At 38.1% G+C, this 13,232-nt stretch carries 7 protein-coding genes and 2 pseudogenes; all 9 read right to left on the reverse strand.

Translation table 11 applies throughout. The annotated features are described in order from the left end of the window. Positions 1-13 precede the first annotated feature (13 nt). The 9 genes and pseudogenes from sufC to GHD25_RS10605 all read right to left on the reverse strand — a co-directional run bounded on the left by sufC (position 14) and on the right by GHD25_RS10605 (position 12,669). Positions 14-799: a Fe-S cluster assembly ATPase SufC gene (gene sufC, locus GHD25_RS10565; protein WP_164216600.1), complete on the reverse strand. Its 786-nt coding sequence runs from the start codon at positions 797-799 to the stop codon at positions 14-16. A gap of 217 nt (positions 800-1,016) precedes the next feature. Continuing rightward, positions 1,017-3,896 carry an excinuclease ABC subunit UvrA gene (gene uvrA / locus GHD25_RS10570; protein ID WP_164216602.1) on the reverse strand — a complete coding sequence of 960 codons (2,880 nt, stop codon included), beginning with the start codon at positions 3,894-3,896 and terminating at the stop codon, positions 1,017-1,019. Between the two features lie 6 nt (positions 3,897-3,902). Further along, entirely contained in the window at positions 3,903-5,882 is a 1,980-nt protein-coding gene (gene uvrB, locus GHD25_RS10575; RefSeq protein WP_164216604.1) for an excinuclease ABC subunit UvrB, read from the reverse strand. Positions 5,883-6,302: 420 nt separating this feature from the next. After that, positions 6,303-7,018 (reverse strand): annotated as a pseudogene (istB, locus tag GHD25_RS10580) (IS21-like element helper ATPase IstB). Next, positions 7,015-8,518, reverse strand: a pseudogene (istA, locus tag GHD25_RS10585) (IS21 family transposase). Before istA ends, istB begins: the two co-directional pseudogenes overlap by 4 nt. 470 nt (positions 8,519-8,988) lie before the next feature. Further along, entirely contained in the window at positions 8,989-9,471 is a 483-nt protein-coding gene (locus tag GHD25_RS10590; protein WP_164216608.1) for a hypothetical protein, read from the reverse strand. Between the two features lie 22 nt (positions 9,472-9,493). Beyond that, positions 9,494-11,638: a hypothetical protein gene (locus GHD25_RS10595; RefSeq protein WP_164216610.1), complete on the reverse strand. Its 2,145-nt coding sequence runs from the start codon at positions 11,636-11,638 to the stop codon at positions 9,494-9,496. A 12-nt stretch (positions 11,639-11,650) separates the two neighbouring features. Next, complete coding sequence (locus tag GHD25_RS10600) at positions 11,651-12,277, reverse strand: putative bacteriocin export ABC transporter (protein ID WP_164216612.1); 627 nt, start codon at positions 12,275-12,277, stop codon at positions 11,651-11,653. 110 nt (positions 12,278-12,387) lie between these two features. Next, a complete protein-coding gene (locus GHD25_RS10605; protein ID WP_164216614.1) occupies positions 12,388-12,669 on the reverse strand; it encodes a hypothetical protein in 282 nt (93 codons plus the stop codon). Positions 12,670-13,232: the final 563 nt, after the last annotated feature.

Below are 13,232 nucleotides of genomic sequence, written 5' to 3' on the forward strand. Positions count from 1 at the left end.
ATCCCTCCTTGCTTTACGCGTTTTGGCCTACTGTTTCGTCTTCGATTCCCAATTCTTCCTTGATCCATTCATACCCTTCTGCTTCCAGACGCTGTGCCAATTCAGGTCCGCCTGATTTAACAATGCGTCCTTGCATCATGACATGAACATAATCCGGTTCAATGTAATTCAGCAAGCGCTGATAGTGAGTAATAATTAAGCAGCCAAAGTTTTCACTGCGCATTTGATTAATTCCTTTTGAAACGATCTTCAAGGCATCAATATCCAACCCGGAGTCAATCTCATCGAGAATGGCAATTTCAGGTTTAAGCAGCATGAGCTGAAGAATCTCGTTGCGCTTTTTCTCCCCGCCTGAAAACCCTTCATTCAAATAACGCTGTGCCATGTTTTTATCAATTTCAAGTGCATCCAATGTACTATCCATTTCTTTAATGAATTTCATAAGCGGAATTTCGTCGCCTTCTTCACGCTTTGCATTAATAGCCGAGCGCAGGAAGTCTGAAGTAGTTACACCGCTGATCTCACTAGGATATTGCATTGCAAGGAAAAGTCCTGCACGGGCACGTTCATCCACTTCCATCTCCAGTACATCTTCACCGTCCAGATGGATGCTTCCTTCTGTAATCTCATATTTCGGATGTCCCATCACTGCTGAGGCCAGCGTAGATTTCCCTGTGCCATTCGGCCCCATTACCGCGTGAAATTCTCCACCCTTTATCGTAAGGTCTACTCCCTTTAATATCTCTTTATCTTCAATAGTAACATGAAGATTCTTGATTTCCAGTGTTGATCCTGCCATGTCGATACCTCCAAATACTTATTTGTATGTTTGATTTATGAATGAAGCCTTTCATTCTCAATCTATTCTCATTACAATCTTAAATCATTTCAAAAGTAATATCAACTCTTGTGAATGATCCTTATTCCATACAGGTAGAAGGACTGCAAATTCAGTTGTGTACTGTAATAAAAGGCATTCCTTTTCATTTTTTTTGCAGCCGGCTTTTACACCATTATTATTGTTCAGTCAAAGCCTGTTCTTTCTTTTTCAATGTTTTATTCATCCGCTTTTTATCCCGTTCCAGAACGTTTTTCAAATAATAGCCGGTATAGGAATTTTCCGCTTTCACAATTTCCTCGGGTGTTCCGCTGGCGATAATTTCTCCGCCCCGGTCCCCGCCTTCCGGTCCCAGATCAATAATATGATCTGCCGTTTTTATTACATCCAAATTATGCTCGATGATCAGAACACTGTCTCCGTTATCCACGAGCCGCTGCAGCACCTCGAGAAGTCTTCCAATATCATCTGCATGCAGCCCTGTCGTCGGTTCATCCAGTATATAAAAGGATTTGCCATTGGATCTACGATGCAGTTCACTTGCCAGCTTCACACGCTGGGCCTCCCCGCCTGACAGGGTTGTTGCCGGTTGTCCGAGCTTAACATAACCAAGTCCAACATCATAGATGGTCTGCATTTTCCGTTTGACTTTTGGGATATTCGCAAAGAAATCCAATGCTTCCTCAATCGTTAAATCCAGGACCTCCGCAATATTTTTCCCTTTATATTTTACTTCCAGTGTTTCCCTGTTATAGCGCTGTCCATGGCATACTTCACACGGTACATACACGTCGGGAAGGAAGTGCATTTCTATTTTTATGATGCCATCGCCGCGGCATGCTTCACAGCGTCCGCCTTTCACATTAAAACTGAAGCGCCCTTTCTTATACCCGCGGACTTTCGCTTCATTCGTCTGGGCAAACACATCCCTGATATTGTCAAACACTCCCGTATACGTAGCCGGGTTTGATCGTGGGGTTCTTCCTATCGGCGACTGATCAATGTCAATCACCTTGTCGATATGCTCTATCCCTTTTATTTTTTTATGCTTCCCTGGTTTCAGCTTGCTTTTATAGAGTGCTTTCGACAGTGACTTATACAAGATGTCATTGACAAGCGTACTCTTTCCCGAACCCGAAACACCGGTGACGACGGAAAATAACCCAATCGGAAATTTTGCCCGGACATTCTTCAGATTATTTTCCGAAGCACCGAGTACTTCAATGTACTTTTTCCCTTTCTTTCTCCGCTTGTTCGGAACCGGAATAAACTTGTCGCCTGCCAGATAGTTTCCTGTCAGCGATTGTTTATTTTTCATGACTTCCTCCGGCGGGCCGCTTGCAACAATTTCCCCCCCGTGTTCCCCGGCGCCCGGGCCGATGTCGATAAGCCAGTCGGCTGCCATCATCGTATCTTCATCATGTTCCACCACGATCAAAGTGTTATCCAGATCCCGCATCCTTTTCAGTGTGTTAAGCAGCCGGTCATTATCCCGCTGATGCAGGCCGATGGATGGTTCATCAAGCACATACAAGACCCCGGTTAAAGCAGAACCAATCTGTGTAGCCAGCCGGATCCGCTGGGCTTCCCCTCCTGAGAGGGTTCCGGCAGCTCTGGACAATGTCAGGTAATCCAGTCCGACATTAACTAAAAATTCAAGTCTGTTATCAATTTCCTTTAAAATCATTTTGGCAATCTGTGTTTCTTTTTCCGTCAGTGAGAGTCCGGCAAAAAAGTCCTTTGCTTCCACAATGGAAAATTCGGTTACTTTGCTTATGTGGAGACCGTTTACCAGAACAGCCAGCGCTTCCTCTTTCAGTCTGTGGCCCGAACAAGAGGGGCAGGCTTTTTCTGCCATAAATTTGCCAAGGGTTTCCCGGATGAAGTCGGAACTTGTTTCATGATAACGTCTCGAAATATTATTCAGTACCCCTTCAAAAAGAATATGGGTATCGCGGATCTTTCCAAAATCATTCTTATAATAAAAGTGAATTTTATCCTTGCCGCTTCCGTATAAAATTTTATCCATTTGATCTTTTGGAATATCTTTTACCGGGATGTCCATATTAATGCCGTAGTGATTGCAGACACTTTTCAGCAGCTGCGGGTAATATTGGGAGCTAATCGGCTTCCAGGCATCAATGGCATGCTCATTCAGTGTCAGATCCCAGTCCGGTATGACGAGCTCCAGATCCACTTCCAAATTGCTGCCCAGCCCGTCACAGGTAGGACAAGCACCAAATGGGCTGTTAAAAGAAAAAAGGCGCGGTTCCAGATCACTTATCGAAAATCCGCAAATAGGGCAGGCATGGTTTTCGCTGAAGGTCAATTCTTCCTCACCAATGACGTCCACCAGAATATTTCCGCCGCCAAGTTCCAGCGCTGTCTCGATGGAATCACTCAGTCGTCCGGCAATGCCATCTTTGACAACAACCCTGTCAACGACTACTTCAATAGAATGTTTTTTATTTTTATCCAGCTTAATTTCCTCTGATACTTCCCGCATTTCGTTATCGACCCGAATGCGGACATACCCTTCCTGTCTCAGTTTCTCAAATACTTTGACATGCTCCCCTTTTCTACCGGAAACGATCGGTGCGAGAATCTGCATCCTGGTCCGTTCCGGGTACTCCATGATACGGTCGACCATCTGCTGCACTGTCTGGGAGCTGATTTCTATGCCATGTTTCGGACAAGTCGGGCGGCCGACCCTGGCATATAAAAGCCTCAGATAATCGTAAATTTCCGTGACAGTCCCCACTGTGGAGCGGGGATTTTTGCTTGTTGTTTTCTGGTCGATCGCGATTGCAGGGGAAAGACCATCGATCGCATCGACGTCCGGCTTGTCCATCTGCCCGAGAAATTGCCTTGCGTAGGCGGAGAGAGATTCGACATAACGGCGCTGTCCCTCCGCATATATCGTATCAAATGCCAGAGAAGATTTCCCTGAACCGGATAAACCTGTTACAACAACCAGTTTATTTTTCGGGATAGTAACATTAATATCTTTCAAATTATGTGCGCGGGCACCTTGTATTTGTATATTTTTAGCAGGCATGCTTAATCACCCTTCAGCTTTGAGTTCAAGTATAATATCACGAAGCTCTGCAGCCTTCTCGAAATCGAGTGCTTTGGCTGCTTCCTTCATTTCTTTTTCCATCTGATCGATCACCTTTGTTTTTTCCTTTTTCGACAGTTCTGTCAGACTCTTCGTTGTTTCATTGTATTCTTCCGGTTCTTCCGCAGCAACTGTTGCCCGGATCACATCCCGGACATCCTTTTTAATCGTTGTCGGTGTAATATTATGTTTTTCATTAAATGCCATTTGAATCTTCCGGCGCCTGTTTGTTTCATCCATTGCCACGCGCATCGAGTCGGTAATTTTATCGGCATACATGACAACTTCCCCTCTTTCGTTCCTCGCTGCCCGCCCCATCGTCTGAATGAGCGATCGCTCGGAACGCAGAAATCCTTCCTTATCCGCATCCAATATGGCAACAAGGGATACTTCCGGAATGTCCAATCCTTCCCTGAGCAGGTTAATGCCGACAAGCACATCGTATTTACCCACACGAAGATCACGGATGATTTCTATCCGCTCCAATGTTTTAATTTCCGAATGCAAATAAGCAACCTTGATCCCCAGTTCCTTCAGATAATCAGTTAAATCCTCGGACATTTTCTTCGTTAATGTGGTTACGAGCACTCTTTCATCTCGTTCTGTCCGTTTATTAATCTCACCAAGCAAGTCATCAATCTGTCCTTCAATCGGCCGGACATGCACTTTTGGATCAAGCAAGCCGGTCGGCCGGATAATCTGCTCGGTAATGTCCGGAGAATGTTCCCGTTCATAAGGTCCCGGTGTAGCTGAAACATAAACAAGCTGATTTGTCTTTTTTTCAAATTCCTCAAATTTTAATGGGCGGTTATCCAATGCGGAAGGCAGGCGAAATCCATGATCTACCAGCACTTGCTTCCGGGCTCTGTCTCCATTGTACATGCCGCGTACCTGTGGCAGCGTAGCGTGAGATTCATCCACGATCACGAGGAAATTTTCCGGAAAGAAGTCCAAAAGTGTATACGGGGTATCCCCTTCATTCCGGAATGTTAAATGCCGGGAATAGTTTTCGATGCCCGAGCAAAAACCCATTTCCTCCATCATTTCCAAGTCGTAATTTGTCCGCTGTTCCAGACGCTGCGCTTCCAGCAGTTTATTTTCTGCACGCAATTCTTTTAATCTTTCCTGCAATTCCGCTTCTATATTTTTAATGGCCTTTTTCATTTTTTCCTCACGGGTAACAAAGTGGGATGCCGGGAAAATGGCTACATGCTCCCTGTCACCGACAATCTCTCCGGTTAATGCATCCACTTCACGAATCCGGTCTATTTCATCCCCGAAAAACTCAATCCGAATACAGTGCTCTTCCCGGGAGGCAGGAATAACTTCCACTGAATCCCCGCGGACACGGAATGTACCGCGAATGAAATTGAGATCATTTCTTGCATATTGTATATCAACGAGATCCCTTAACAGCTGATCCCGGTCTTTTTCCATACCTGTCCTTAATGATAAAACCTGGCTCCGGTATTCTTCCGGAGAACCTAAACCATATATACAGGATACACTGGCGACAATCAGTACATCGTTCCGCTCAAAAAGAGCCGATGTTGCCGAGTGACGCAATTTATCAATCTCGTCATTAATACTTGCATCCTTTTCAATAAATGTATCTGTGGAAGGCACATAGGCCTCTGGCTGATAATAATCATAATAGCTGACAAAATACTCTACAGCATTATTTGGAAAAAACTCTTTAAATTCACTGTACAATTGTCCCGCCAGCGTTTTATTATGGGCCATAACAAGTGTTGGCCGGTTAATTTCCTTCACTACGTTGGACATCGTAAATGTTTTCCCGGTCCCTGTGGCACCAAGCAATGTCTGGTGGCGCTGACCGGCAAGAACCTTCTCCGTAATTTCCTTTATCGCTTGAGGCTGATCACCTGCAGGCTTATAGGGTGATATAAGTTCAAATTTCTCCACTGCTTATGCCTCCGTTCTTTTTCCTGCTATGATTATAACATAACAACACATCTATTTTAACAAAAAACGAACAAATATTCTATTGATTTCGCTTGGTATTATTTTACCCTTATTTCTGATGATGGAATCATTGATTACGCACGAAAAAACATTAGCGTCCCCCAGGCTAATGCTTTCCAGTTTATTATATATTTACATGTGTTGATTGTAAAATAGCTGATTTAGAGGATACAGGACTTCTTAATTACCTACTATAATGGTACAACTTTCTGGTCTTTATCTTATATGCTGCAGCATGGTAAAGTATAGAAGGTGTGGGGACAATTACAGAAGCAAGTTTAAAGGTGAATGGTGTATTTGGCAAGTAAAAAATGTATGAAATGGCAATTAAAAATGCATGCCACTTACCGCCTCGAATTATTACTGTAATAAAGATTCCTTATAACGAAAACTTTCCCGTTAAAAAGGAGTAGGTGGGAATGATGGATCAGCCGATCAATCACTGCTTCTGTTAATATTGGATCTCCGAAAACATGATTCCACTGCCCGAATTGAAGGTTAGTAGTAATCACCAGACTTTTATTCTCGTAACACATAGAAATGACTTGAAACAATAGCTGCGCACCATCTTTATGAAGAGGAATGTAGCCTAGTTCATCTAATATTAAGAGTTCCAATCTTTCAAGCTGCTTGATCAGCCTAGGGAGGGAACCATTTTGGTTCGCCTCAATTAGCTTATTTGCTAGAGCTGCCAATGTAAAGAACTTCACTTTGGTGCCATAACTATGTATGGCACTTAAGCCGATTAATGTTGCCAAGTATGTTTTCCCTGTACCCACTCCACCATATAAAATCAAATTTTCCTTTTTATGAATGAATTTTCCTTGGAGAATACTATCCCGGTCAATCCCTTGGGGGATTTGAATATGCTCCCATTGAAAGGGCTGGTCACCTGTCTTTGGCAATTGTGCCTGCTTTAGTAATAAGTTCACTTTTCTTTCTTCTCTATTCTCTATTTCCCTTTCAAATAACTGAAGAAGATAATCATAATTATTATCCGCTTTAATTTCATGATAATGCTCTCTGATCCAACTCAACTTTAGGCGCTTTGCGTATGCCTCGATTTGCTCTTTCATCCAGATACACCCCCGCTTTGGAGTAAAGCATCATAATGAGAAAGCCCTCTAGTTGCTGCAGGCATATCTGGTAGATTAATAGCCGGGTGTATCTCTTTATGTGTATGATCCTGCTTTATGATCGAGTAAAAACAATGCTTGATTTGATCTGTACTTGGATGTCCATGAGAAGAAGCCATCGTGAGAGCTTCATTGAGTAAAGAAAAGTCGTCATTCTTCAGAAGTTCTCCAAGTAGGCGTAAAACATCCTTCTGTTCTTCTTCTGTGCAGTTCTTTAAATAGTCCGTCCAAATAGCTGGAAATTGGTTATAGATACTAGAGTACTTGATAGCTCTTGGTCGTTTAGACAATAAATCCAGATAAAGGCTGCCATATCATGGATTTACGCCTTACGCCGTAGAGTCTGTCGTGTTTGGCAATTACTTCATGATCCTCATTTAAAATGGCAATTTCATTATAAGTAATACGAACCCTAACATTTTGCTGAGCATACCTTGGAGAAGTAGAATATTGCTTTTTATCTATGGTCACCAAACCGTATTTGTCAGACTTTAATTCTTCGTATCGGGCGCATTCAAACCCCTTCTCAGGCAACATGATAAAACTATCAAAATCCTCTTCAAATAACTTCGATTGAAGTACCTTTTTATCGTAATGTACGCGGTCGCGATCGTTTTCTGCCATTTCCCATAATCTTTTATTGAAATGCTCTATATTTATAATCCTATTTTCGGGCAATAAAAAGTTATTTCTTACATACTTAACCATTGCTTCTACATGACCTTTTTCATTTCCTTTGCCTGGATTACAGAATTCATACTGAAAGCCAAAATGCAGTACAAAACGTTCAAATGTATCTGTTAGTTCACGCTCCCCTTTAGAAAATATTTTGTTTACTGCAGGAGATAAATTATCAAACCGTATCGTCTTCGGAACCCTTCCCATATGTTGAAACATGCGCTGTAATCCTTCTAGTAAGCATTCTGTGTTTTCCGAAGGAAAAACCTGAAAATAAAAGCTTTACTATGCGGAAAAGACATTACCAGATACGGTAAATCAATTGTTTCTGAATCATATTTGAATGGGGTCGTCCCAAAGTCAACCTGGGCAGTACCTGGTATAGATTCAAGCGGTAATGCTGCTTCTGTCATTGACTCCTTTAGTTCTTTCTTTCTCTTCGATACATAATCACGTATCGTACGGTCTGAACCGGTAAAGCTATGGAAATCTCTTAACTGTTCATACATTTTTTTGGCTGTTCGCTGATACTTCTTTTTCTTCTTTAGATCCTTCTTTAATCCACTTATCTATGATGGGTTTAACCGGATCCATGACCCGCGCCTTACGCTTTTGTTTTCTCTTTCTTTTGAACTCTTCCTGATTGGCATATTTACTTACAGTACGGGGGTCAACTTCCATTCTTCTAGCCACATCGGCATAAGTTTCACCTTTTTGATTTACCTCATGTCTAATATAATCAATTTGTGCCACTGCTAACATCTCCTAAATATCCTCCTGTCGAACGTTGTTGGTCCAACGAGGAGTTTAAAGTTATTTGGGGGAGTTGGCAAGTGGCGCATTTAATTTTATAATTCCTCCATCAAATTAAAAAAATATTTTCTCAATTTGTTTAATATCTTTTTTGTTGTCCAACGTTTACCTGTAACTGCTAAACTATAAAAGACCATTTCTGCTAGATAGGAATGGACACTTTTTTTGGGAGGCAGCATCTCTCAAATGCACCGCTGCGGCTGTTCCCCAATAAAAATTCGCCTCGTTACGCTATAATCATTTATATTGATTATATAAAATGGGGGAAAGAGAAAAGGTGGAAATTCCAGAAATGTACATGAAAATCAAACAATTAAAAGAACAAGGATTTAAGATACGACGAATTGCCAGTAAGCTGGGGATTTCAAGGACATTTTGACGTGTGGAAAGAGTTGCTCCACGTTAGCTATTTGCCCTATTTAAATGTCTCCCCTTGCCTCTTTTATTCTCTCTTCGATTTCTTTTATTGCTTCTTCATAGCTTTCTTCGCCAGCTATTTCTTTTATCTGATTCTTAGTTGAATTAGAGACTTCATAATTATCGATAATAATTATTTTTCCATCATTAATTATATTACCATTGTCATCAAAAGAAATACTAACATGTGTATCAGAATCAAACTTAAAATCCGGGTTTAAAGCCTCAGGAATAAAAGATGAAGCCCCTCCTCCTTTAAGTTTAATATAGACGACATAGTATTTATTTTTCTCCCCTCCATGTTCTACACCAATTAAGGGAAACGAATCTAAAGTTGACCCTCCTTCCATGGCTGAATCACTTTGTAAGTTAGCAGAGTCATTATTTGGATTTTCACCCATGTTCTTTAGGGTAATAAATATACCTGAAGAAAATAAAATTAAAGTAAAAATAGTTATTAAAAACCATTTTCTTTTATTAGGCAAAACGACACCTCCATTCTCAGTATTATTTCTCAATTAAAACGTTTTTGATAATGCTATGTTCTTTTATTAATAAAAGAACAGTTATAAATATAAAGTCTAGTAACAATAGCCCTAGTGTTACAATAGTAAGCAATAGCATATCGCTTGAAAAAGAGAAGCAAATCATAATTGATAAATACCAGAATGCAATTAAGAATAAATAAACGTGGATATGTTTTTCAAAAAAGTTATACCCAAATATCCATTGTAAAGCAAGTAATTGTTTGTTCATTTCAATATAAAACATTGCCGAGAAAAATAATAAAAGTATTGCTAACAACATAAATAAAATAGAATAGGAGATAATTATTTGAAATATATTTTGGTTAGTTTCTATTTTTTGTTCTACAATAGCATAAGCTACAGATACCGGTTCCCAAATATTATCAAAATTATACTTATTTAAAATTGTTATTGTTTTCTCGAAAGGCGTATCGGCACTACTATTTTTTGTATAGTATCCATACCCTTTCGACATTGCAGTTGCCATTATGAACGGGTCGAACTTTGCATTTACAATAACTGCAATTGGATCAGTTATTTCATAATCATTTTCTTTCGAAAAATTTGTAGAAAAAGAAAAGTAAGACTGATTATCTTGCACATATACAAGATTAACCCCCAAATTTTCATTATTAGCAACAGATAAGATACCCTTATAATCGTTCTTTAAAGTCGATACGATATCTTCTTGAAATTTAGTATATTTATCCGGAACTAAAACTGTAATTTCTTTATTAGTTGATTCTGGAACTTCTACCCTTTTATTATTAACATCATATATAGGATTTAGAAGTAGGTAATTTCCGTTAATCTCAACTTTCTTGCCTTCCATACCCCACGGATTACTATTTAGATCTTCATTCCCCTCATGGTTTATGTAGTATAGAGATGGTGAAATATAAAAAGCCCCAAGGGATTCTAGTTCACTAAACAGTTGTATAAATTTATCTTGTTTCTCTTTATTATTATTTAGATCAAGCAAATCAGACTGAGAGATAACTCCTAAATACGAATAATCTTTTAATATTTCCCATTTTTCTTGTTGCTCAGTTGTACTCTTTAATTCTTGATAAACACTAACAGCTTGTTGCAAACCAAGAATTAGGAAAACTGTTAATATTAGTCGAACAGATAAATTAACGAAAAACAGTAATTTTACTGGCCTTTTATTTTTGATCATTTGTGAAATATTAATTTGTTTAGTTCCTAACCAAGTTAGAAGGATAATTATGATGGATACAATCAAGGTAAAAATAATTTGATTAGACCAATATAATATAAATGAGAAAAACTGTTGAAATTGATTATAAAAATATAGGTATATAATAAGCCCAACTGTGGTAACAACTAATGCATTTAGAATTAAAGCGATATATCTCCGCAATAAATAGACTCCTATATTTAAAGAATTATCACCGTGCATATATCGAATTGCTATCGTTTTATATTCTTTCACTATATCGTAAAACATTGCCAAGGTTATCAGCAGACACAATACAACTATTACAATATATATCATATCCTGATAAGGATATTCTGTAAATATAGATGGAGACTGTTCTTTTGATATATTTAATGAAAAACCATTCTTAGCCGCTATATCCCTAAAATTCTCTGCCTTTTCTTTGTCATCAATAGTATATATTCCTTTTATATCTTTTATTTGCTCTGCAGCGATCATAGGACGAATTTCTATTGGATCAAAGCTATGGAAAATCTCTAACTGTCCTACCTGATTATCACTATTTGTTTGTTTTGTCGATAAAAAATCAGCTTTATCACTATCTTGTCTTAAGTAACTACCTTTTTTTAAGCTCATTTCTTGAAAATATAATTCAGGGTCATATAAGGATACATAATATACTATTTTATCTTCATTATCATCATTTTTTTCATATGATATTCTTTGTAAGTTTACCTCTGCTGCCATTGATACCTTGATTAATAAATTATAGTTTTCTGCTCTATCTAAATTCTCATTTTCTTGTTCAATATCTATATTCCAAAGATTAGAGTTATTATGATAATTAAATGATTGGAATTGTGAAAACTCAAACTGTTTAATGGATAAAAAGCTTACAATTACGAAGTTAATTATCAATAAGAGGTATATTAGTTTTTTCATTTTTTATTCACCTTAATCAAGTTCTATAACTTTTGAAAAGTGAGGGGACAAATCTTCATCATGAGTGACTATAATAATTGTCTTACCTTTTTCATGTAATTTCTTGAAAAGCGCTATTATGGTATTTCGATTTTCAATATCGAGTGAACCTGTTGGTTCATCGGCTAAAATTAGATCGGGGTCCTTTAGCAACAATCTAGCAATTGCAATACGCTGCTGCTCTCCTCCACTTAATGTATGTATTTTTTCTCGCTCATGCTTTTCAAGACCCACTTCATTTAATACTTTTTTTATCTTCACCTTTTTCTGATTCTTATTTATCCTCTTATGTTTAAGTGCAAGTTCTAGATTATCTTTGACCGTTGCATTATCAATTAAAGCATAATTTTGAAAAATAAAGCCCAAATGATGTCTTAGTAAATATATTTTATCTTTTTTTTTGATGATACTTTTCCCCATTATTTTTATGATTCCAGAATCTGGTTTTTCTAATGTTCCAATCATATTTAACAGAGTGGATTTACCTTTGCCACTTTTTCCGATAATACCAACATATTCCCCAGAATGTATATTTAAATTAAAATTCTCAAATATAATTTTATTATTGAATTTTTTTTTCATATCTTGTATTTCAATCATAATCTTGCTCCTTAAATATTAGCGGGGAATTCATATAACAATATAAATCCCCCAATTCTAACATTAATTTAATAAAATTCTTCTGAACTGAGTATATCAGTTAACCTACATTAAAGATCAAACTTATTGTAACTAACTCTGTATGGACTTGTATAATCTACATATAATTTTGCCCAGTATCTAGGTTGTGCGACTCCAGAATACCATGTTGTACCACTTTTTGTGATAGTTACATAATGTCTGAAACTGTTATGAAGGTATTCGTTATAGTCTTGCATAGTTGATTTGTTATATCCATAATTCCATGTTGATGCGGCAGAGGCAGCAATTGGCATTACAGCTCCTATTGCTACCATTGTTGCTAACACAAATGCAATAGTTTTCTTTTTCATATAAACACCTCCTTGTATTTTAGACTTAAGTAAAATTTAGTTAGGAGTTAAATACTAGGCTCTATTCAACTATCCATCCATCTATTAGCTTCCCTCCCTTAATATTTTGGTGTTTATCTTAGTTGAAACTTATCTTAATTATTGAGTCTAACAAAATGCATTGATCTAAGTGTGTACTTTTACATTACTTTGAATCTAATTAGTTATACCTACCCAAATATACCATTTTTTAGTTTGGTTACTACTTTCCTCCTACCATTTACAGGTTTCGGTACAGGGCTGCCTTATGGAAGGAATATGTTTAATGAGTATTGTCATTACCAATATTGGTTATTTCACAGTAATAGTTGTTAGTATCATGAAGATCATATGTAAACTCTCACTTTGCTTGGATTGTAAGTAAATATCATACAAGTTTACTCAATGTATATCCATAGTCATTTTTTCATAGGGAGTATAAAACCTATGAACATTGCTATTACTAATAAAGTAACTTTCGATATATTCACCACCATTTTTATTACGTACTGTAATTTCTATAGAAACGCATCTTCCCAAACAAA

The sequence above is a fragment of the Virgibacillus aidingensis genome (assembly GCF_010994035.1).
In the GTDB taxonomy this organism is placed as follows: Bacteria; Bacillota; Bacilli; order Bacillales; family Amphibacillaceae; genus Virgibacillus_N.